The sequence below is a fragment of the Kitasatospora sp. NPDC127067 genome (genome assembly GCF_042724755.1).
In the GTDB taxonomy this organism is placed as follows: domain Bacteria; phylum Actinomycetota; class Actinomycetes; order Streptomycetales; family Streptomycetaceae; genus Kitasatospora; species Kitasatospora lactacystinica.
Genome location: NZ_JBHXEM010000011.1, coordinates 31,296 through 52,275, shown reverse-complemented (window position 1 = coordinate 52,275; position 20,980 = coordinate 31,296). Strand labels below are relative to the sequence as shown.

Annotated in this window: 15 protein-coding genes; 11 read left to right on the top strand and 4 right to left on the bottom strand. The window is 75.2% G+C overall.

Annotated features, from left to right (window positions below; all coding sequences use genetic code 11):
* Nucleotides 1-63: 63 nt before the first annotated feature.
* From ACFWJ4_RS07075 to ACFWJ4_RS07065, 3 genes are all read left to right on the top strand, one after another.
* Entirely contained in the window at nucleotides 64-1,131 is a 1,068-nt protein-coding gene (locus ACFWJ4_RS07075) for a carbohydrate ABC transporter permease (protein WP_380540129.1), read from the top strand.
* Nucleotides 1,128-2,141: a carbohydrate ABC transporter permease gene (locus tag ACFWJ4_RS07070; RefSeq protein ID WP_380540126.1), complete on the top strand. Its 1,014-nt coding sequence runs from the start codon at nucleotides 1,128-1,130 to the stop codon at nucleotides 2,139-2,141. The genes ACFWJ4_RS07075 and ACFWJ4_RS07070 overlap by 4 nt, the downstream gene beginning before the upstream one ends.
* A 225-nt stretch (nucleotides 2,142-2,366) precedes the next feature.
* A complete protein-coding gene (locus ACFWJ4_RS07065; protein WP_380540123.1) occupies nucleotides 2,367-4,172 on the top strand; it encodes a DUF4153 domain-containing protein in 1,806 nt (601 codons plus the stop codon).
* Between the two features lie 221 nt (nucleotides 4,173-4,393).
* Here the strand turns inward: ACFWJ4_RS07065 and ACFWJ4_RS07060 are convergent, their stop codons facing one another.
* Nucleotides 4,394-5,941: an MFS transporter gene (locus ACFWJ4_RS07060; RefSeq protein ID WP_380540121.1), complete on the bottom strand. Its 1,548-nt coding sequence runs from the start codon at nucleotides 5,939-5,941 to the stop codon at nucleotides 4,394-4,396.
* A gap of 404 nt (nucleotides 5,942-6,345) precedes the next feature.
* Here ACFWJ4_RS07060 and ACFWJ4_RS07055 point away from each other — a divergent pair, with 404 nt between their 5' ends.
* From ACFWJ4_RS07055 to ACFWJ4_RS07045, 3 genes are all read left to right on the top strand, one after another.
* Complete coding sequence (locus ACFWJ4_RS07055) at nucleotides 6,346-6,951, top strand: TetR/AcrR family transcriptional regulator (RefSeq protein WP_359912705.1); 606 nt, start codon at nucleotides 6,346-6,348, stop codon at nucleotides 6,949-6,951.
* A gap of 135 nt (nucleotides 6,952-7,086) precedes the next feature.
* On the top strand, nucleotides 7,087-7,785 hold the full coding sequence (locus ACFWJ4_RS07050) for a ribonuclease HII (protein ID WP_380540118.1): 699 nt from the start codon (nucleotides 7,087-7,089) through the stop codon (nucleotides 7,783-7,785).
* Between the two features lie 101 nt (nucleotides 7,786-7,886).
* Nucleotides 7,887-8,540 (top strand): hypothetical protein, encoded by a 654-nt coding sequence (locus ACFWJ4_RS07045; RefSeq protein ID WP_380540115.1) that lies wholly within the window; start codon nucleotides 7,887-7,889, stop codon nucleotides 8,538-8,540.
* Between the two features lie 128 nt (nucleotides 8,541-8,668).
* On the opposite strand, the gene ACFWJ4_RS07040 is transcribed toward ACFWJ4_RS07045, so the two are convergent.
* A complete protein-coding gene (locus tag ACFWJ4_RS07040; RefSeq protein WP_380540113.1) occupies nucleotides 8,669-9,325 on the bottom strand; it encodes a hypothetical protein in 657 nt (218 codons plus the stop codon).
* Nucleotides 9,326-9,751: 426 nt separating this feature from the next.
* Nucleotides 9,752-11,947, bottom strand: a complete 2,196-nt coding sequence (locus tag ACFWJ4_RS07035) for a RecQ family ATP-dependent DNA helicase (RefSeq protein WP_380540110.1) — start codon at nucleotides 11,945-11,947, stop codon at nucleotides 9,752-9,754.
* A 229-nt stretch (nucleotides 11,948-12,176) separates the two neighbouring features.
* Here ACFWJ4_RS07035 and ACFWJ4_RS07030 point away from each other — a divergent pair, with 229 nt between their 5' ends.
* On the top strand, nucleotides 12,177-13,760 hold the full coding sequence (locus ACFWJ4_RS07030) for a DUF4192 domain-containing protein (RefSeq protein ID WP_380540107.1): 1,584 nt from the start codon (nucleotides 12,177-12,179) through the stop codon (nucleotides 13,758-13,760).
* A gap of 34 nt (nucleotides 13,761-13,794) precedes the next feature.
* On the opposite strand, the gene ACFWJ4_RS07025 is transcribed toward ACFWJ4_RS07030, so the two are convergent.
* Nucleotides 13,795-15,108 carry an alpha/beta fold hydrolase gene (locus ACFWJ4_RS07025; RefSeq protein WP_380540104.1) on the bottom strand — a complete coding sequence of 438 codons (1,314 nt, stop codon included), beginning with the start codon at nucleotides 15,106-15,108 and terminating at the stop codon, nucleotides 13,795-13,797.
* 771 nt (nucleotides 15,109-15,879) lie between these two features.
* Here ACFWJ4_RS07025 and ACFWJ4_RS07020 point away from each other — a divergent pair.
* The 4 genes from ACFWJ4_RS07020 to ACFWJ4_RS07005 form a co-directional block, all read left to right on the top strand.
* Nucleotides 15,880-18,006 (top strand): glycogen debranching N-terminal domain-containing protein, encoded by a 2,127-nt coding sequence (locus tag ACFWJ4_RS07020; protein ID WP_380540241.1) that lies wholly within the window; start codon nucleotides 15,880-15,882, stop codon nucleotides 18,004-18,006.
* Between the two features lie 180 nt (nucleotides 18,007-18,186).
* Nucleotides 18,187-18,945 (top strand): NUDIX domain-containing protein, encoded by a 759-nt coding sequence (locus ACFWJ4_RS07015; RefSeq protein WP_359912725.1) that lies wholly within the window; start codon nucleotides 18,187-18,189, stop codon nucleotides 18,943-18,945.
* Between the two features lie 193 nt (nucleotides 18,946-19,138).
* On the top strand, nucleotides 19,139-19,417 hold the full coding sequence (locus tag ACFWJ4_RS07010; RefSeq protein ID WP_380540101.1) for a hypothetical protein: 279 nt from the start codon (nucleotides 19,139-19,141) through the stop codon (nucleotides 19,415-19,417).
* Nucleotides 19,418-19,787: 370 nt separating this feature from the next.
* A partial coding sequence (locus tag ACFWJ4_RS07005; protein WP_380540098.1) for an ATP-binding cassette domain-containing protein occupies nucleotides 19,788-20,980 on the top strand: 1,193 nt, incomplete at its 3' end.

Genomic DNA, 20,980 nt, shown 5'->3' with positions numbered 1-20,980 from the left:
GTGCGGGGCCACCCACCCGCACCGCCCGCCCCCTTCCCACCACGCCCGAAGGGACGTACAGCCATGTCCGTACCCGGATTCCCGTCACCCGTCGCCGAGTTGGCCGCGGACCGGTTGGCCGCCGGCGGGCTGGTCGCCGAGAGACTGGCGGCCGGCACCTGGAACGACGCGGCGGTCAAGTTCGGCAACACCTTCGGCGCCGTCGCCGGCTTCCTCGGCATCCTGCTGGTGGTCTTCCTGGTCGCCGGCCGGGCCCGGGGCCGCCTGGCGCGTCCGCTGGCGGTCGCGGTGTTCCTCGGCCCGGCGGTGCTGCTGCTGGCCGTCGGCCTGGTCGTGCCGCTGGTCCGCACGGTCTACCTCAGCCTCCAGAACGACGACGGCACCCGGTTCGTCGGCGGTGAGAACTTCGGCTGGGCCTTCACCTCCGACTCGGTGCAGAAGGTGCTGGTCAACACGCTGCTCTGGCTGGTGGTCGCGCCGTTGGCGGCGACCGGGCTGGGGCTGGTGCTGGCGCTGCTGGTGGACCGGATGCGCGGCCAGTCGGTGTACAAGTCGCTGATCTTCATGCCGATGGCGATCTCGCTGGTCGGCGCGTCGATCATCTTCAAGTTCGTCTACGAGTCGCGCGGTCCGGGCCAGCCGCAGATCGGCCTGCTCAGCCAGCTCGCCGTCGCGGTGGGCTGGGACGATCCGCCGAACTGGCTGCTCTCGCAGCCGCTGAACACCTTCCTGCTGATGGCGGTGATGGTCTGGGTGCAGACCGGCTTCGCGATGGTGGTGCTGTCGGCGGCGATCAAGGCGATCCCGGACGAGGTCGTGGAGGCGGCCCGGTTGGACGGCGCGAGCGGGGTGCGGCTGTTCTGGTACGTCACCGTGCCGATGATCCGCACCACGGTGATGGTCGTCCTGACCACCGTCATGATCATCACCCTGAAGGCCTTCGACATCGTCCGCACCATGACCGGCGGCAACTTCGGCACCCAGGTGCTGGCCAACGAGATGTACTCGCAGTCCTTCGTGCAGTTCAACTCCGGGCGGGGCAGCGCCCTCGCGGTGCTCCTCTTCCTCGCGGTGCTGCCGCTGGTGGCCTACAACATCCTGCAGCTGCGGAAGGAGCGTGAGGTCCGGTGACCGGGACGGACGGCCGGGAGGGGGCGGCGAAGGCGGTGCGGCCGGCGGAATCGGCCCGGCAGGTGAAGGCGGCGCGCTGGGCGAAGGGGGCGGTGCGACCGGCCGGTGCGGTGCGGCCGGTGCGGAAGGCCTTCAGCAGTCCGCTGGCCTCGGTGTTCGTGATCGCGATGACGGTGCTCTGGACGATCCCGACGCTGGGTCTGCTGGTGACCTCGCTGCGGCCCAAGCAGGACGTGACCGCCAGCGGCTGGTGGAACGCCTTCCTCCACCCCGACCTCGGCCTCGGCAACTACCACTCGGTGCTGTTCGAGGGCGGATCCGGGGGCTCCACCGGCCTGATGCCCTTCCTGGTCAACTCGCTGGCGATCAGCATCCCGGCGACGGTCTTCCCGCTGGCACTGGCGGCGATGGCGGCGTACGCGCTGGCCTGGGTGCGGTTCCGGGGGAGCGACGCGGTCTTCTTCACGGTGTTCGCGCTCCAGGTGGTGCCGCTCCAGATGGCGCTGATCCCGCTGCTGCGGCTGTTCGCCGGCGGCGCGCACCTGGGCGCGCTGACGCTGATTCCGGCGGTGGACCTGAAGGGCAGCTACGCGCCGGTCTGGCTGGCGCACACCATGTTCGCGCTGCCGCTGGCGGTGTTCCTGCTGCACAACTTCATCGCCCAGCTGCCGCGCGACCTGATGGAGGCCGCGGTGGTGGACGGCGCCTCGCACTTCAAGATCTTCCGCTCCATCGTGCTGCCGCTGTGCACCCCGGCGCTGGCCTCGTTCGCGATCTTCCAGTTCCTGTGGGTCTGGAACGACCTGCTGGTGGCGCTGACCTTCGCGGGCGGCACGCCGGAGGTGGCGCCGATGACGGTGCGGCTGGCGCAGCTGTCCGGCTCGCTCGGCGGGCGCTGGGAGCTGCTGACGGCCGGGGCGTTCCTGTCGATCGTCGTGCCGCTGATCGTCTTCTTCAGTCTCCAGCGGTACTTCGTTCGCGGGCTGCTGGCCGGGTCGGTGAAGGGGTAGCGAGGGAGTCCTTGGTGGTGAGGGCGTTCTGAACACGTTCAGAGCTGACTTTTGAACCTGTTCAGAATGGTCTACAGTCGGCAGCGGCCGGGGCGCCGAGAGCGCCCGCCGGTGGACCGCCCGACGGGCGGCCTCCGCATGCCCGCCGACCACTGAGGGGGACTCATGTCAGGTCCGTCCGTTCCTGCCGCGTCCGATTCGCCCGATTCGCTCGGTTCACCTGGCTTGCCCGGCTCCACCGGTTCGACCGAGCCGCAGGGGACGTCCGAGGTGCAGGAGGCGACCGGGGTGTCGGGGGCGACCGGGGTGTCGGGGGCGACCGGGGTTCCGGGCCTGTCCGGGGCGACCGAGGAGGCCGGGGCGGCCGGCCCGACCGAGCCGCACAACCCCTATGACGCGTACGACCCGTACGGCCCGTACCGTGCGACGGGCCCCGGCCCGCAGGGGCCGCAGGGGCCGCAGGGCCGGCAAGGGCGGCCGGGCCCGGGCCGGGTTCCCGGCGCGCCCGTGCCCTCGACCGGTGCGTGGCTGCGCCGCAGCGACCCCGAACGACGGGCGGCGGCCACGCCCGGGGTCGCCCTGGCGGCCCTGCTCACCGGCCTGCTGACGGCTTGGCTGCTCTTCGACGGCCTGGGGCCCAACCTGCTGATGCTCGGCGCCGCCGTCGCCGTCGGGGCAGGGGTCGCCGCGCGGGCGGCCGGTCGCCGGATCCGGCCCTGGACGGCGGCGTGGAGCCTGCTCGCCCTCGCCCTGCTCGCCGTTCCGGCCTGCTGGGACGCCTCCTGGCCCGGGGCGCTGGCCGCCTTCGGCGCGCTCGCGCTGGCCTCGCTGGCCCTGCACGGCGGCCGCCGCTGGGCGGGTGTGCTGTTCCCGCTGCCCGGCATCCTGTGGCAGCTGGTGCCCTCGGTGGTCTGGGTCTGGGAGAGCGTGGACCGGCGGAACCTGCCCGGCCGCGGCCGGATCGTCCCGGTGCTCAAGGCGCTCGCGGTCGCCGCCGGCCTGCTGACCCTCTTCGGCCTGCTGTTCGCCAGCGCCGACGCCGCCATGGCGGACCTGCTGGGCAGCCTCAGCCCGGACCTCGACCTCGACCAACTCCCGGGGCGCGGCGTGTTGTTCGTGCTCGGGTCGGCGACCGCGCTGGGCTTCGCGCACATGGCCGCCGGCCCGCGCCGCTGGGACCGCACGGTGATCCGGCCGGGACGGGAGCGGCGCCGGCTGGAGTGGGCGCTGCCGCTGGTCGCGCTCAACCTGATGTTCGGCGTCTTCGCCGTGATCCAGGCCGTGGTGGTGCTCGGCGGGGCGGACGCCGTGCTGAGCAACACCGGGATGAGCCGCTCGGCGTACGCCCGGCAGGGCTTCTGGCAGCTGAGCGTGATCACCGTGCTCACGCTGGTCGTGGTGGCGGTCGCCAAGCGGTGGGCGCCGCGCAGCACCGCGGCCGACCGCCGGATGGCGCGGATCCTGCTCGGGCTGCTCTGCCTGCTGGCGCTGGCCGTGGTCGCCTCGGCGCTCGGCCGGATGTGGTTCTACGTGGACGCCTCCGGGCTCACCCGGCTGCGGCTCTGGGTGCTGGTGGTCGAGGTCTGGCTGGGCGCCGTCTTCCTGCTGCTGATCGCGGCAGGGCTGACCCGCCGCACCGGCTGGCTGCCGCGCGTCGTCGTCCTCAGCGGGATGCTCACCGCCGCGGTCTACGGCCTGATGGGCCCGGACGCGATCGTCGCCGAGCAGAACGTCACTCGGTACGAGCGGGCGCTGCGGACCGACCCGCACACCGCGGCGATCGACCTGCGCAACGTCCGCCGGCTCGCGGCGGACGCGGTGCCCGCCCTGGACCGGCTCCCCGAGCCGCAGCGGAGCTGTGCGCTGCAGCTGATCGGTCAGGGCGTGGGCGGAGCGTCGAAGCCCTGGTATGCGACCAACCTGGCGGCCGCCCGGGCCCGGGAGATCCTGGCGGAGCGGCCGCTGATGGACTCGACGGCGCACGGCCGCACGGCCTGCGACTGGGCGAGGCTGGCGTACGAGGACAGGTAGGACGACCGGGGCGGGGGCCCGCGGACGGCGGCAGGGCCGGTCGGGAGCGTGCTGCTCCCGGCCGGCCCTGTGTCCTGCGGCGGCTTGTTGCGCCTGGTTGTGGCTTGTCGCGCACGGTGTCGCGGTGTCGCGGTGTCATGGTGTCGCGGCCGCGGGCCGCGGTGTCGCCGCATCGTGACGGCGTCGGACTGCCGTGACGGTGTCGGAGCGCCGTGACGGTGTCAGTGCATCGCGACGGCGGAGGAGCCGCTCGGCAGGTCGCTGGCCTTGGCCTTGATCGCGAAGACCGCGACGAGCAGGGCGACCGCCGCGAGCGCGGCGCCCACGATGAAGCCGTGCGAAATGCCCTGGGTGAGCACGGTGTTGGCGGCGTCCGTGCCCGGCGGGAACTCGTGGTGCTGCTGGAGGTAGGCCAGCTGCTCCGGCGTCGCGCTCTCCATGAACTTCGGCAGCTGCGCGGTGGCCTCCGCCGTGGCGTAGTGCGCGAAGACCGTGGTCAGGATCGACAGGCCGAGCGAACCGCCGATCTGCTGCATCGAGTTGAGGAGGCCGGAGGCGGCGCCGGTCTCCTCGCCCGGGACACCGGCGACGGAGAGCAGCATCACCGGGACGAAGATCAGACCCATGCCGAAGCCGAACACCACCGTGGGGCCGAGCACCCCGTCCAGGTAGCCGCTGTCCTTGCTCATCTGGGTCAGCCAGCTGAGCCCGACGGTGACCAGCAGCGCGCCGCCCGCCATGAAGGGCTTCGGGCCGTACTTGGCCTGGAGGTTGGAGGCGATCTGCGCGGCGATGATGATCGCGACGCTGATCGGGAGGAAGGAGACGCCGGCCTTCAGCGGGCTGTAGCCGAGCGGACCCTGCACGAACAGCACGACGTAGAAGAAGATGCCGAACATGGCCGCGGCCAGGCAGAGCATCATCACCAGGCCGCCGGTGCGGTTCCGGTCGGCGAACAGGTGCATCGGGGTGATCGGCTGGTCGGTGCGGCTCTCCACCACGAGGAAGGCCGCGAGCAGGATCGAGCCGGCCGCGAAGGAGCCGAGCGTGATGCCGTCCGACCAGCCGTCCGAGGCGGCCCGGATGAATCCGTAGACCAGGCCGACCAGGCCGAGTGTCGAGGTGAGCGCGCCGGGCAGGTCGAAGCGGCCCGGGTGGCGCTCGGACTCGGCGATGTAGCGCGGCGCGGCTATCGCGATCAGGATCGCGATCGGCACGTTGACGAAGAACACCCAGCGCCAGTTCAGGTACTCGGTGAGCAGACCGCCGGCCAGCAGGCCGATCGCGGCGCCCGAACCGGCGACCGCCGAGAACACGCCGAACGCGCGGTTGCGTTCGGGCCCCTCGTCGAAGTTGGTCGCGATCAGGGCGAAGGCGGTCGGGGAACAGATCGCGCCACCGATGCCCTGGAGCGCGCGGGCGGCCAGCAGCAGCGTGCTGTCCTGCGCGAAACCACCGAGCAGCGAGGCCAGGCCGAACAGCAGGGTGCCGAAGATGAACACCCGGCGGCGGCCGAGGATGTCGCCCGCGCGACCGCCGAGCAGCAGCAGCCCGCCGAAGGTCAGGGTGTAGGCGTTGATGACCCACGACAGGTCGGTGGTGGAGAAGCCCAGGGCGTCCTTGATGTGCGGAAGCGCGATGTTCACGATGGTCGCGTCGAGGACCACCATGAGCTGGGTGGCCGCGATGACGGTCAGGGTGATGCCCTTGCCCCGCCCCTGGCTCGTCCGCGGTGGCGAGTTCTTGCTGAGCGTGTCGGAGATGGCCACGAATGTGCCCCCTGCTGGCTGTGTGCTCGGTGGTGCGGTTCGGCGGAGTCGCCGGTCCGGGGTGCGGCCGCGCGCCCTTGCGCAGGCCGAGAAGGAACGGGATCGTTCACTAATCGGGACGATATCCTGGCCGTGATTGTGAACGCAAGCGTTCCTTAAGGATGGTGGCGATGGAGCGGTTGGTGCGGCGCCTGGTGGCGGACCGGTCCGGTCGGTCGCGGGGAGGTACCCCGGGGGGTTCTCCGGGAGGGCCGGCGGGCTCGGCCGGCCGGGCGGACCCGGCGTCGGGGGAGGCGCCTCTTCGGCCTGCGGAGGCGGACGCCGGGGCGGCGGTCGCGGGGCAGGGCGTCGGAGCCGGCGCGGAGCCGGACGGAAGGCCGGGCGCGGACCCGGCCTTCTGCCCGGTGCGGGCCGCCCACCAGGCACTGAGGCGGCCGGCGCGGCGCCGGGGGAAGGAACTGGAGGCAGCGATCTTCGAGGCCGCGCTCGACCAGCTCACCTCCGGCGGATACGCGCGGCTGACCATGGAAGGGGTCGCCAGTGCGGCGCGGACCGGGAAGGCCGCGCTCTACCGGCGCTGGGCGTCCAAGGACGAACTCGTTCTCGACGCCCTGGACGCCACTCTCCCACGCCCTTACGACACCCCCGACCTCGGGTCCGCACGGGACGAACTCCACCGGCTCGTCGAGGGGTTCACGAAAGCGATGACCTCCCGGGTGGGCTCCGCGCTCAATGCGCTGATGGGCGAGATCGACCACGAGCGGGCCGAGGTCTTCAAGGCCTTCGTCACCGACCGGGTCATCGAGCCGACCGCGCGGACCATCCTGGAGATCCTGCGCCGCGGCGCCGAGCGCGGCGACGTCCGGCCCGGCGCGGCCACCCCCCTGGTGGCGGACGTCATCCCGGCGGTACTGCTCTACCAGGTCAAGATCCGCGGCCTGGAGAACATGGGGCCGGGCTTCGCCGGCCGGCTGGTGGACGAGGTGCTGGAGCCGATGATCCGGGCCTGAGGCGGCCGGTGCCGGGTGGCCGGGCGGCGGGCCCGCCTGCCCGCCCGTCGACGGCTCCGCCCGCCCGGGAGGGTGGACTCGGCGGTCGCGGGCCGGGCTTAGGCTGGAGGCTGCCCCCGCTGAACGGAAGACGCCATGCCCATCGTCCCCCCGACGCACTCCGTCGAACGCTCGCTCCGCCGGGCCGGCGCCAAGATCGTCGTCGGTCTCGACGAGGTCGGGCGCGGCGCCTGGGCCGGGCCGGTCACCGTGGGCGCGGCCGTCACCGGCCTGCGCAAGGCGCCGGAGGGGCTGACCGACTCCAAGCTGCTCACCGAGCTGCGCCGCCGTGCGCTCGCCCCCGTGCTCGCCGACTGGGTCACCGCGTACGCACTCGGGCAGGCCTCCCCGCAGGAGTGCGACGAACTCGGCATGACGGCGGCGCTGCGGCTGGCCGCCGTCCGCGCGCTGGAGGCGCTGCCGGTCGAACCCGACGCGGTGATCCTGGACGGCAAGCACGACTACCTCGGCGGCCCCTGGCGGGTGCGCACGGTGATCAAGGGCGACCAGTCCTGCATCTGCGTGTCCGCCGCCTCGGTGCTCGCCAAGGTCCACCGCGACGGCCTGATGGCCGAACTGGGCGAGGGGTGCCCGGAGTACGGCTTCGCCGACAACGCCGGCTACCCGTCCCCGGTGCACCGCGCCGCACTGGAGGAGTTCGGCCCCACCGGGCACCACCGGCTCTCCTGGGCGTACATGGACGCACTGCCGAAGTGGCGCCATCTCAAGCGCGTCCGGGAGGGTGCGGGCGACGGCCGTGGGTCCGCCGACGAACAGTTGACGCTCGGTTTCTGACGATCCGTCTGGAATTGCCCCGGGAGGGGGCGGCAGGAGACCGGTGCCCAATGGGTGGGGCGCCCGTGCGCGTCCGACCGGCATTTGATAGATATCCGGGTATGCCTGTCTTCCCCGAGGAGCCGGAGATTCACGAGAGCATCCCGGGCCCCGGCGTTCCCTTCCCCCGCGAGTCGGACGCACAAGCCCCCGCCACCGCACCCACCACCGTCGCCGCCCCGGCCCCGGTGCCCGGCCCCCGTCCGGCGCCTCCGCGCCCGGCCCCGCCGCGCGCCGCCCGTCCGGGCCCGCCGCGACTGATCCCCAAGCCCGGGCCGGCACCGCGCCGCCCGGCTCCCGCCGCACCGCAGGTGGAGGTCCAACGGATCGCCGCCACCCCGGCGCGGGCCGTGGAGCACGCCGACGAGGCGGTCGACCTGCTGTTGGAGTCCGGCCGCGATCCGGGCGACATCCTGGTGCTGACGGTCGGCGAGGCCCACCCGTGGCAGCAGCACGAGCTCTCCTTCGGTGAGGAGCGCTACTGGGCGCAGCTCGCCGATGGCGGGGACGTGTTCTACGCGGACGCCGCGCTGACCCGTCCGGTCACCCGCGAGGTGGTCGTCCTGGTGGTCAACGGCGGACCGTCCGCCCGGGCCGCCGAGGCGTACACCAAGGCGCTCGGCCGCGCGGCCGCGCTGCTGGTGGTCTGCGGCGACGCCGGTCCGGCTGCCGTGGGCGCGGCCGGAGCCGCGCCGAGCCGTCCGGTCAAGGCCTGACCACAGTCGTCCACCCCGGGCCCGGTGCCGTCGTACGGTGCCGGGCCCGCGGTCCGTCCCACGGCGCTCGGGGCCGGTGTCGACGGCTGGCGGTTGACGGCCCGGTGCGGCCGGTGGCCCGTGCGGACTCAGCCCGTGCCGGTGCGGCGCGTCGGTTCGGCCGCTGCGACCCGCGCCGCTGCCCACGGGGGCTCGGACTTCGGGGAGCGTGCCGCGTCCTCGCCGCGCTCGGCCTGGTCGGCGGTCTGTTGGCGGGTGCGGTGGTTGCGCGGGGCGTCCAGCGCCGAGCGCGGCGGCAGTTCCGTCACGGTGTGCACCGGCCCGTCGGCCCACGAGCCCGCGTGCGGGTTGCGTCCGCCCCGTCCGTCCCCGAGGACCTGCCAACCCGCCAGGGTGAGCCCGACGTACGCGCCGCAGCGCAGTCCGTGGAGCGCGGACGCGTCTCTCAGTGCCCACATCCAGGCGCCGTCCTGCTCCGTCCAGCCGGGTGCGCCGTCGCGGCAGCGCAGCAGTACGGCCGTCCGGGCCGGCTCGGACCGTCGCAGGTCGTGCGGAATGATCCGGCGCAGGTGGGTCAGCAGCGCGTTGCGGTGCTGCCAGCCGTCGGTGTCGTGCGGCCAGGGGGTGAACGAGGCCGAGGCGACGAGGCGGTGGAGCGCGTCCAGGACGGCGACCACGACGGTGCCCGGCTGCGGCAGGTGATGCTGGTGCAGTTCCAGGACGAACTCGCGGGGGTCGCGCAGCAACGGGATCCCCGAGGCGGTCCAGGTCTCCAGGTCCAGCACCCGTCTGGGTTCCGGACTCCCGGAGAAGGGATTCTGACCTCGGTCGATACCGTTGATCACGATCCTCCTTCCTGGCCCGTGGGCAGGCGGGTGCCTGGGTACGCCGAAGGGCGGGGCCAGCGGACCGGGTTTCGGGTACCTCCCAATTCTCAGGGCATCGGGGGCAGAGCGGCAATGATGAAAAGATGAACGCCACCCGATAGCCCATGGTCTGCCGGATATGTTCCACAGCGGGCCGAGTACCGGGCAGGCGCCTCCAGGCCTTGATCCACAGCGCCCTGAGGGCAGGGCGAACCGTCGTCGGCATGGTGAGCACTCCTTTCCCGGATCGTTCGGCCGGTGTGATCGAAATCGCTTCGCCTGATCCTTTCTGTTAGGCCATTCGGGTGAGTGGGTGGGCTTCGTCGACGGACTTCCGCCGTCCCGTCACCCCTGCACGGCCAGTACCAGCGGCAGCACCGCGCTCGCCCCCGCCCGGCGCAGCAGCCGGGCGGCCACGGTGACCGTCCAGCCCGAGTCGACGAGGTCGTCCACCAGGAGCACCGGTCCACCGGCGGCCGCCACCGCCTGCTCCACCTCCGGGGGCAGGACCAGCGCGCCGGCCAGCGAGTGCAGCCGCTGGGCGCTGTTGCTGCGGGCACCGTGCGGGGGCAGCCCGCCGGCGTAGTCGATCCCGCCGAGCAGCGGCAGCCGCCCGACCTCGGCGATCCGGGCGCCCAGGCTGCCGACCAGCCGCGGCCTGGTCGAGGAGGCCATCGTCACCACGCCGACGGGCCGCTCCAGCCGGGCGCCCTCCGTCGTCGCGGGCCCGGCCCAGCCGCCCGGGCCCCGGGCCCAGTCGGCGAGCACCGCCACCAGCGCGTCCACCGCCTCGCCGGGCACCGGCACGTCCGGCGCCTGCTCGGCGAGCAGGGTGCGCAGCCGGGTGCCCCAGCCGATGTCGGACAGCCGGCCCAGCGCCCGGCCGGTCTCCGCCTGCTCGCCCGCGGGGATCCGACCCTTGAGCGGCACCCCCAGCGAGTCCATCCCGGTCGGCCACAGCCGGCGCGGCTCGAAGCTCACGCCGGGGCGGCCGAGCGCGGCCCGGGCGGCCGCCAGCGTCTCCGCGGAGACGTCCGGGGTGTGCAGCGGCCCCGCGCAGTTGTCGCACCGCCCGCACGGCACGGCCTGCTCGTCGTCCAGCTGGCGGCGCAGGAACTCCATCCGGCAGCCGGTGCCCGCCGCATAGTCGCGCATCGCCCGCTGCTCCGCCTCCCGGGAGGCGGCGACCTTGGCGTAGCGGGCGCCGTCGTACGCCCAGCTCTGCCCGGTGGCCGTCCAGCCGCCCTTGACCCGGCGGACGGCGCCGTCCACGTCGAGCACCTTGAGCATGGTCTCCAGCCGGGCCCGGCGCAGATCCACCCGGGGCTCCAGGGCGGCGGTGGAGAGCGGCCGGCCGGCCTCGGCGAGGGCGTCGATGGTGCGGCGCACCTGCTCCTCCGGCGGGAAGGCCAGCGAGGCGAAGTAGCGCCAGATCGCCTCGTCCTCGCGCCCGGGCAGCAGCAGCACCTCGGCCCGGTCCACCCCGCGCCCGGCGCGGCCGACCTGCTGGTAGTAGGCGATCGGCGAGCTGGGCGAGCCGAGGTGCACCACGAAGCCGAGGTCGGGCTTGTCGAAGCCCATGCCGAGTGCGGAGGTGGCGACCAGCGCCTTGACCCGGTTGGCCAGTAGGTCGGCCTCGGCGGTGCGGCGCTCGGCGTCCTCGGTGCGGCCGGAGTAGGAGGCCACCGGGAAGCCGCGCTCGCGCAGGAAGGCCGTCACCTCCTCGGCGGCGGCCACCGTCAGGGTGTAGACGATGCCCGAGCCGGGGAGCCGTTCGAGGTGGTCGGCCAGCCAGGCGAGGCGGTGGGCCGGGTCGGGCAGGGAGAGCACGCCCAGGGTGAGGCTCTCCCGGTCGAGCGGCCCGCGCAGCACCAGGGCGTGCTCGTCGGTGGCGCCGGTGCCGAGCTGTTCGGCGACGTCCGCGGTGACCCGGGCGTTGGCGGTGGCGGTGGTGGCCAGCACCGGGACGCCGGCCGGCAGGTCCGCGAGCATGGTGCGCAGCCGGCGGTAGTCGGGGCGGAAGTCGTGCCCCCAGTCCGAGATGCAGTGGGCCTCGTCGACCACCAGCAGGCCGGTGGAGGCCGCGAGCTCGGGCAGCACCTGGTCACGGAAGTCCGGGTTGTTCAGCCGCTCGGGGCTGACCAGCAGGATGTCGACCTTCCCCGCGGCGACCTCCTCCTGGATCGCGGCCCACTCGTCGCTGTTGGCCGAGTTGATGGTGCGGGCGTGGATGCCGGCCCGGCCGGCCGACTCGACCTGGTTGCGCATCAGGGCGAGCAGCGGCGAGACGATCACCGTCGGCCCGGAGCCGCGGGCCCGGAGCAGGGCGGTGGCGATGAAGTAGACCGCGGACTTCCCCCAGCCGGTGCGCTGGACGACCAGGGCACGGCGGCGGTCGACCACGAGGGCCTCGATGGCCGTCCACTGGTCCTCGCGCAGGGTGGCTCCGGGGCCGGCGAGCTCGCGCAGGACGGCCTCGGCCCGCGCCCGGACCTCGGCGCGGTCGGCGGTGGCGGTGGTGTGGGTGTCGGGCTGCTGCATGGCGTCCATGTAACCCCGTACCGCTGACAAGCGACGAATGCGGGGGAGGGGAAGAGGGGGAAGGTGAGGTGCATTTCATCCGCTGATCCGCTGAACGGCGGACAAAATCCACCCGTAGGAGTGAGTCTTGCCTACTTCGAATGAGTGAAGGAAAATTCGGGGGCGGGGTTATCCACAGGAAAAAACTCGGTTCCGGTGTCGTCCGCGGATTGCGTCCACTCTTGCGGCCATGAACGCGATGAACAACGAACACGTCATTCTGTCCCTCGGTCCGGCCTCCGACCACCGGTCGGTCGTCATGCGCGGCCCGGCCGACATGGCCGAGCTGCTTCCGTACTTCCTGGGCTTCTACCCGGACGACAGCATCGTCGCGGTCGGGCTCCACGGCCCCGGTCTCCACCAGGGCGGGGTGATCCGGGCGGACCTGCCGCGGTCGCCCGCGCAGTGGCCGGCCGCGGCGGAGGAGACGGCCGCCCTGCTGGTCGCCCTCTCCGAGCGGCACGGTGCCCGGCCGCTCCAGGTGCTCCTCTACCTCTGCCAGGATCCCGGCACGGCCCACGCCCCTCCGGTGGTGGACGGGCTGCGGCCGCTGGCGCAGGCCCTCCGGGCGGCCTTCGGGCGCCGGGGCGTGGCCGTCAAGGAGTCGCTGTGCGTCTCGGACGGCCGCTGGTGGTCCTTCCTCTGCCGCGGCGACGGCTGCTGCGACGCGGCGGGCAATCCGGTGCGGCGCAGCCCCGACCCCGGTCCGGCGGCCGCCGCCGCGACGGTCGCCGGCCTGGTGCCGCGCGGCAGCCGGAAGGCGATCATCGGCGGGCTGGAGCCCGTCGGTCCGCCGGAGGCCGTCGCCCAGCGCGAGGCGCTCGCCCGGGCGGAGGCCGTGGACGCCCTCGCCAGAGAGCAGCGCATCGCCCTGCTCGACCAGGCCGTCGCCGAGTTCCGGGCCGGGGCCGGGGAGCTCGATCCGGACCGGACGGCCCAACTGCTGCTCGCCCTGCGGGACCGCCTGGTACGGGACCGCGGCGTCGAGTACGCCCGGCCCGACGAGCTGGCCCCGGCCGAGCGGCTCTGGCGCTTCCTCGCCCGGCGGGCGGTGCCGCCCTACGAGGGCTGCGCGGTGGCCCCGCTCACCCTGCTGGCCTGGACGTCCTGGGTCGCGGGGGACACGGCGACGGCCCGGGTCGTGCTCGGCCACGTCCTGCGGCTCGCCCCGGGCTACCTGCTGGCCGAACTGCTCTACGAGTCGCTCAACGACGGCATGACGCCCCAGGGCCTGTTGGCCGCCGTCGAGGCCCAGCGGCGGCGGCGCGAGGAGCCCGAGGCCGCGGCGGCCCCGGTCGACGAACCGCGGCCCCCGGCCGGCGGAGCGCCGGGCGCCGAGGGGTCACCGCCCGCTCAGGAGGTGTCGTCCGGTGGCGCGGCGGCTCCCGGGCCCGCCGCCCCGGGGGCGGGTGCGGCTCCCGGTGAACGGCCCGGGCGGTCCGCCGGTGGCCGACGGCATCGGCGGGGCGGTCGCCGGAAGGGCTCGTCCACGGCACCGGCACCGGCGCCGGCCGATCCGGGGCCGGGCGCGCCCGACGGCCCCGACGGCCCCGACAGCACGGAGCCGGGCGGTGGCGCCGCCGGGGCGGTCGCCCTGCTGCCGGCGCCCGGACGGGTCGAGCAGCCCGGGCACACCCGGGCGGCCGGCGAGCGGTCCGCCCGGGGCCTGCGGCTCGGCCGGGCCGCGGCGTGCGCGCCCGCCGCGGCCCGGACCGGCCTCCACCGCTGCCGGGGCGTCCGGCGGGCGGGGAGGGGGAGCCATCGTGCGCACTGAGCCGCGCGGCACGGCGGCGCCGGCCCGCGGGCGGCTACGCCTCGCCGCGGGCCATCCTGATCAGGCGGTCCAGCACCTTGCCGCCGCTCAGCCGAAGGCCGTCGTGCTCCCACTCGTTGGTGATCCAGGCCCGCAGGCCGCGCACCGCGCGCGCGGTCTCCAGCGAGTCGGCGGTGTCCACGTACATGTCGTCGTGGTACACCGCCGCCACGACCGGCACGGTGTTGGCGGCCAGCCGCGCCCGGTCGTACAGGTCGGGCCAGTCGGTGCGGGCGGCGAGCAGGTCCGCGGTCTCCTTCAGCGGGCGCAGCGCCGGGTCGGTGTCGAACATCCAGGGGTAGATCATCTCCCCGGTGAACAGCACCGGCGCGTCGGACTCCAGCGCGGCCCGGGCGTCGAACTGCGGGAACTCCTTGCGGACCCGCTCGGCCGCCCAGGCGGTGCCGCCCTGGTCCACCGACCGCTGGCCGTAGATCGACTCGTGCAGCACCGCGTACAGCGGACCGCCCGCGAAGGAGAGCTGGGCCTGGGCGCCGGCCAGGAAGGTGTCGGAGAGCTCGGGCCCGGCCGCGCCCTCCACCCAGGCCTCCTCCAGCAGGTAGTGGAGCGTGCCGGAGCCGTTGCCACCGCCGAGCAGCAGGCCGAGCAGCTGGAACGCCTCGACGGTGAGCAGCCCGCCGTCCGGCAGGGTCGCGGGGGAGTCGGCGAGGTGGGCCGCGATCCGGCGCACCGCCTGGACGTCCTGCGGGAACCGGGCGTAGTGGTCCTCGTTCTTGCGGACCACCCGCGGGTAGGCGGCGCGGTAGACGTCGTCGGCCGAGCTGCCGAGGCCGGCGAGGCCACCGGTGATGAAGGCCTCGGTCAGGCCCTCGGGGGCGATGGAGAGGTAGGTGAGGGTGCAGAAGCCGCCGAAGCTCTGGCCGAGCACGCTCCAGCGCCGGTCGGCGCCGAGCAGACGCTCGCGGATCAGCTCGGCGTCCCGGACGATCGAGTCCGCCCGGAAGTGGGCCAGGTAGTCCGCCTGCTCCTGCGGGCCGCCGCGCCGGGCGAGGGTCTGCCGGGTCGCGGGGGTGGACCGCCCGGTGCCGCGCTGGTCGAGCAGCAGCACCCGGTATTCGTCCAGGGCGCGCTCCAGCCAGGAGTCCCGGCCGAGCGGGCGGGCGGCCTTGCCGCCGGGACCGCCCTGGAGGAAGAGCAGCCAGGGCAGGTCGTCCCGCTCGCGGCCTGTGGCCACCACCTCGCGGGCGTACACCTCGATCTGCTCGCCCTGCGGGGCGGCGTGGTCGAGCGGCAGCTGGAACACGTGGTCGGTCGTGACAATCCCGGGCAGCCGGCTGATGGTGGACATGCAACTCCTCGGTCTCTGCTGGTCACAGCGATGGCGTCGCGGTTCACGGGGTCACCGGGTGCGGGGGCCGCGACCCCCGCACCGTATCCTGGCGGCGGTCGAGCACCGGTTCGACCGCCCCGCCCGTCCGATCGGACGGCCGAGCCCGACCGGCGGACGGCCCGAGCCGGCCCCGGCAGCGGCCCGGACGGTGGGCGCCGGCCCCGGAGAGTGGACGGTGACGTGCCCGCAGCGAGGCCCCGGTGACGATCCGACGGAAGTGGTACGACCGCCGAGCCGGGCCGCCCTGACCAGCGGTGCAGCGGCGGGGCGTGACCTGGCGGCGGTGCGCGGCGTTCACCCCTGGGGGCCTGCACCCGGTTCGGGCGGGCCGATCGGGCCGATCGCCGGGCGGTGCGGACCCGGCCGCCCGGGCACCGGCAGCGCTGGGTGACCGCGTGCGGCGCCACGACCGGCCGCCGCCACGGGACCGCACGGCCCGGAGGGCGCGGGCCGCGGGGGAAGGGCGTCACCGGCAGGCCGGGGCACCGGACCTGACGGCGTGCCGGGCACGGCGGCGAGCCCCGGAACGAAGGCGCGGCGCGCCGGTACCCACCCGGTACCGAGCACCGCATGGCACGACCCACCGCCGGGTACGGCCAGACACGGCACATCCGCCGACGGGACGGCCCCGCCGGCCCGGCACCACCAGCACGCGATCGAGCACGCTCGCGGCCCACCGGCCTGACCCGGCCACCGGACCGCCGAGGGGAGGAGAGTCCGGTGACCGCCATGAGGCCACCACAGGCCATGCCGGCCGAGAGCGTGGTCGGCGCGCCGCCCAGGCCGATGGGCCGCCCCGACCAGGCCCCGGTGGCCGGGCCCGCGGGCGCACCGGTCGGCCCGGGCCGACCCGCGGCCCCGCCGCGCCCGCAGCCGCCCGCCGTCCACCACGCGGTGATCTGCGTCAACGCCCCGGCGATGGCCGCCTCCGGTCCCGACGGCCAGCTGCGCGGCCACGGCCTGCACGGTTTCTACCGCAACGGCGTCCGGGTGCTCGCCCGGATGGAGCTGCGGCTGGGCGGCATGGAGCCGCTGCCGCTCCAGGGCACCCTGACCAGCACCGCCCAGGCCCGCTTCCTCGGCGCGGTCCGCGTCCCCGGCGACCTCGACCCGGACCCGGCGCTCACCGTCGAGCGGCTGCGGCACGCGGACGGCGTGGAGACCGTGGTCGTGCGCAACACCGGTCCGCGGCCCGCCCGGCTGCCCCTGGAGATAGCCCTCGGCACCGACCTCGGCCCGGTCGCCGAGATCGCCGCCGGGCACCGCCAGCCCGACCTGCCGGGCCAGGTGCAGTCCGCCGGGCTGCGCTGGACGGGGCCGGTGCACAGCGCCGTGGTCAGCGCCCAGCCCTCCCCGCACGCCGTCCTGGCCGGCGCCGGCGTGCTGCGTTGGGACCTGGAGGTCCAGCCCGGCGCCCGCTGGTCGGTCGAGCTGCACACCGAGCTGGAGAGCGCCGTCGGCGGCCCGCGCCCGCCGGGCGGCCGCGGCACCGGAGCCCCGCTGCCCTGGGCCGAGCCGGAGGTCCGCAGCGACGACGGCCGGGCGGCTCCGCTGGTCTCCCGCTCGCTGGACGCCCTCGGCGGGCTGCTGTTCGCCGACCCGGACCGCCCGACCGACCTCTACCCGGCCTCCGGCGCGCCCTGGCGCTTCGGCCTCGCCCCGGCCGACGCGCTCTGGGCCGCCCGGCTGACCCTGCCGCTCGGCACCCGGCTGGCGGCCGGCACCCTCCGTGCGCTGGCCCGCCGTCAGCAGCTCGCCCCCGCCCCGGGCCGCACCGAGGGCCTGCTGCCCGGCGCCCTGCGTCACGGCGGTCCCGAGCTGCCGCCCACCTGCACCGCCACCGAGGCCACCCTGCTGTTCGTCACCGTGCTGACCGAGGCCTGGCGCTGGGGCCTGCCCCCGGCGGAGGTCGCCGAGCTGCTCCCGGCCGCCGAGCGGGCCCTGGCCGCCCTGCGCGAGGGCCTGGTCGACGGCTTCGTCACCGACCTGAGCCGCCCGCTGGAGGAGCGCTCAGCCCACCCGGTCGCCGCCCGCGCCGAGGTCCAGGCGCAGGCCCACCGCGCCGCCCTGCACGGGGCCGAGCTGCTGGAGGCCTTCGGCAGGCCGGGCGCCGAGGACTGGCGCGGCTGGGCCGCCGCGCTGCGCGGGCGCTTCCGCGAGCGGTTCTGGATCGACGACCTGTCCGGCGGCCGTCCCGCGGCCGGGCTGGCCCCGGGCGGCCAGCCGCTGCCCGCCGTCGCCTCCTCCCTGGTGCACTTGCTGGACACCGGGCTCGCCGTCGACGGCGGCCGGTACGAGAGCCTGCTGGACCGCGAGCAGACCAGGCTGCTCGCCCAGCGCCTGGTCGCGCCGGAGCTGGACAGCGGCTGGGGCCTGCGCACGCTGAGCGCCAAGTCCCCCCGGTTCAACCCGCTGGGCCACCGCGGCGGTGCGGTGCGGGTCCACGAGACGGCCCTGGCGATCGCCGGACTGGCCGAGGCCGGTCACGAGAACGAGGCCGGCACCCTGCTGGAGGGCCTGCTCGCCGCGAGCACCCACTTCGAGGGGCGGCTGCCGGAGATGTACGCGGGGGAGCAGCGCACCCCGGGCTGCCCGCCGGTGCCGCACCCGGCCGCCTGTCGCCCGGCAGCGGTCTCCGCGGCCGCCGCCGCGCACGCGGTGTTCGCCCTCGCCGGGGTCCGGCCCGACGTCCCGGGCGGCCGGGTACTGGTCCGCCCGGCCAGCACCGCACCGCTCGGCGAGCTGGAGCTGACCGGCCTGCGGGTGGCGGGCGAGCCGTTCTCCGTCCGGGTGAGCCGGATCGGCGTGGCGATGGTGGAGGAGGCGTCCACGGACCTGCAACTCGTCGCCCGCTGAGCCGCCGCGGGGGCTCGTGCCCCCGCGGCGGTGACACCGGGTCACCGGCGCCGCGCCTGCGCGTTCCCGGTCCCGCGCTGGACGGGTGCGAACCGCACGGGGCCCGTGCGGGGCCCCGGCCCTGCGCGGTCCCCGCACGGGCCTGTGCTTATCGTCAGAGAGACGACTATGATCGTCGCCATGTCGCGCTACGATCCGTCGGCCTTTCCCCCGTTCGCTGTCACGGTTGACCTCGTGGTGCTGACGGTGCGCGACCACTCGCTCTGCGCCCTGCTGGTCAGACGAGGAGAGCCGCCGTTCCAGGGGTACTGGGCGCTGCCCGGCGGCTTCGTCCGCCCGGACGAGGGCCTGGCCGAGGCCGCCTCCCGCGAGCTGGCCGAGGAGACCGGCCTGCGCGCGCACACCGCCCCCGGCCACGACGCGGTCGGCCCTGGCGCGGCCGGTGCCCACCTGGAGCAGCTCGCCACCTACGGCCACCCGCAGCGCGACCCCCGGATGCGCGTGGTCAGCGTCGCCTACCTGGTGCTGGCCCCCGATCTGCCCACGCCCCGGGCCGGCGGCGACGCCAGCAGCGCCCGCTGGGCCCCGGTCGGCGAACTCCTCGGCGAGAACCCGGCCGACGGCGTCCCGCTCGCCTTCGACCACGGCCTGATCCTCGCCGACGGTGTGGAACGCGCCCGCTCCAAGATCGAGTACTCCTCCCTCGCCACCGCCTTCTGCCCGACCGAGTTCACCGTCGGCGAGCTGCGCCGGGTCTACGAGGCGGTCTGGGGCGTGGTGCTGGACCCGCGGAACTTCCACCGCAAGGTCACCGGCACCCCCGGTTTCCTGCTGCCCTCGGGCGGCACGACGACGCGTCAGGGCGGCCGTCCGGCCCAGCTGTTCACCGCCGGCGGGGCGACCGTCCTCAACCCGCCCATGCTCCGCCCGGAGTCCTGAGCGCCGCCGGACCCGTACCCGGCCCGTCCGTGCCCGCCCCGTCCCGATCCCGCTCGGCCCGACCCGTCGCGGTGCGCGGCCCCGAGGCAGCCGAATGGCCTGGCCTGGCTGCGAACGCGGGGCAGGCGGCGCAGAGTGTCGGTGGACGCTCCGGCCGCCGGGTCGGAGGCCTTCCGGCCCAGGGAGCCCCGCGATGGCCATCGAGGACTGCGCCAAGCAGCGAACCCTCATCGAGGGGCTGGCGGCGGACTACCGGAGCCTCGACGAGACCACCACCGCCACGGAGAAGGAACTGGCCGCACTGCAGGCCGAGCGGGCGGCGCCCGAGGCGATCGCCGCCGTGCAGGAACGGCTGGCCGCCGAGCGGGAGCGACTGGGCGAGATCACGGTGGAGGGCCAGGCCGCCGTCGACGAGTTCCACGCGGTGTGCGGCGGCGAGCAGCTCCCACCCCCGCCCTGGCCTCCCCGCTAGCGGCTGCGCACCGTCCTCGGGCACGGCGCTGCGCCCGGCCTGAGCTCCCGGGGCCACCGATACCGGTGAAGCTCCCGAAGCCCCGGAGCCACCAGCGCTCCCGGAGCCGGCCGGAGCAGCCCGGGTCCGGAGCAGCCCGGGTCCGGAGCGGCCCGGGTCCGGAACGGACCGGTCCCCCGTGAATCGCAGGATCGGATTTTCCCCTGATCGGGTGAGGTGGGCAGTCGGCGGGCCCGTGCCGTTCCCGCAATGCCCGGATTAGCCGTCGTCGCCCCCTAATGTGCTGGCGCGGAGCCGCGCGGGTGCATGCCCGTCCCTCAGGGGCGCTCCGCGTCGAGCAGGTCGGCCGAGGGCATGGGAGCAGCCAGCGATGATCCAGATCACCGGACTGACCAAGGTCTATCGCAAGGGCGCTCCGCCCGCGGTACTCGATCTGACCTTCGACGCCCGGCCCGGCACGGTGACCGCGCTGCTCGGCGCCGAGGGGGCGGGCAAGTCCACCGCGCTGCGGCTGATGCTCGAACTCGAACGGGGCCAGGGCGTCACGTTCTTCGGCGACCGCCCGTACCGCCGGCTGCGCCACCCCGAGCGCGTGGTCGGGGTGATGATGCCCGGCACGGGGGAGTCCGCAGTGGCCGGTCACCTGGGCCGCAAGGCGCGCAGCCACCTGCGGATGCTCGCCGCGGCCGTCGGCGTCCCGGCCCGCCGGGCCGACGAACTGCTGGAGCAGACCAGGCTGGCCGCGGTCGCCGGGCAGCGCTTGCGCACCTTCTCGCCCGGTATGCACCGCCGCCTGGCGTTGGCCGCCGCCCTGCTCGGCGACCCCGGCGCGCTGCTGCTGGACGGGCCCGCCGACGGCCTGTCACCGCGCAACGTCGAGTGGTTCCACTCCTTCCTGCGCTCCTTCGGTGCCGCCGGCGGAACGGTCCTGGTGACCACCCGCAGCCCGCAGGAGGCCTCGCAGCTCGCGGACCGGGTGGTCACCCTGGACCGCGGCCGGCTGGTGGCCGACCAGCCCGTCGCGGAGTTCCGGCAGACCAGGCTCAGTCCCGAAGTGGCCGTCCGGGGGCCGCAGATGGCGCGACTGGCCGATCTGCTGGTCAGCCAGGGCGCGGACGTCCGCCGGGACGGCAGCGTCGGTCTCGCGGTGGCCGGGATCGACCGCACCGAGATCGGCGAACTCGCCTACCGCCACGGGATCCTGCTGCACGAGCTGGCCGACCGGGTGGTCGAGCAGCCGGTGCCGCGGGTCGTCCTTCCGGTCGGCTCGGGCCGCTCCGGCGACCTCCGCCTCAACTCGGAACCCGAGGCCGGTCCGAGCCAGGAGCCTGGCCGGCGGCCGAACCGGGAACCGACCCGGGAGGCGGGTCCGAAGCCGGTCGCCCGGCGGGTCCCCGAGCCGGCCGCCGAGCCCGTTCCGGGCGAGGCCGTGACGTCCCCGGTCGAGCCCACGACGGCCCCGCCCCCCCCCCCCCCCCCCCCCCCCCCCCCCCCCCCACACCCCCCCCCCCCCCCCCCCCCCGGCCCCGCCCGCACCACGCCCGGGCCGGGCGCCCGCGGGCC

What these genes read in the sequence shown, in the direction of transcription:
- ACFWJ4_RS07035 (WP_380540110.1), bottom strand. Translation starts at nt 11,947, where the DNA reads ATGCAGCAGCCCGACACCCACACCACCGCCACCGCCGACCGCGCCGAG.
- ACFWJ4_RS07025 (WP_380540104.1), bottom strand. Translation starts at nt 15,108, where the DNA reads ATGTCCACCATCAGCCGGCTGCCCGGGATTGTCACGACCGACCACGTG.
- ACFWJ4_RS07020 (WP_380540241.1), top strand. Translation starts at nt 15,880, where the DNA reads ATGAGGCCACCACAGGCCATGCCGGCCGAGAGCGTGGTCGGCGCGCCG.
- ACFWJ4_RS07015 (WP_359912725.1), top strand. Translation starts at nt 18,187, where the DNA reads ATGTCGCGCTACGATCCGTCGGCCTTTCCCCCGTTCGCTGTCACGGTT.
- ACFWJ4_RS07075 (WP_380540129.1), top strand. Translation starts at nt 64, where the DNA reads ATGTCCGTACCCGGATTCCCGTCACCCGTCGCCGAGTTGGCCGCGGAC.
- ACFWJ4_RS07010 (WP_380540101.1), top strand. Translation starts at nt 19,139, where the DNA reads ATGGCCATCGAGGACTGCGCCAAGCAGCGAACCCTCATCGAGGGGCTG.
- ACFWJ4_RS07030 (WP_380540107.1), top strand. Translation starts at nt 12,177, where the DNA reads ATGAACGCGATGAACAACGAACACGTCATTCTGTCCCTCGGTCCGGCC.
- ACFWJ4_RS07050 (WP_380540118.1), top strand. Translation starts at nt 7,087, where the DNA reads ATGCCCATCGTCCCCCCGACGCACTCCGTCGAACGCTCGCTCCGCCGG.
- ACFWJ4_RS07045 (WP_380540115.1), top strand. Translation starts at nt 7,887, where the DNA reads ATGCCTGTCTTCCCCGAGGAGCCGGAGATTCACGAGAGCATCCCGGGC.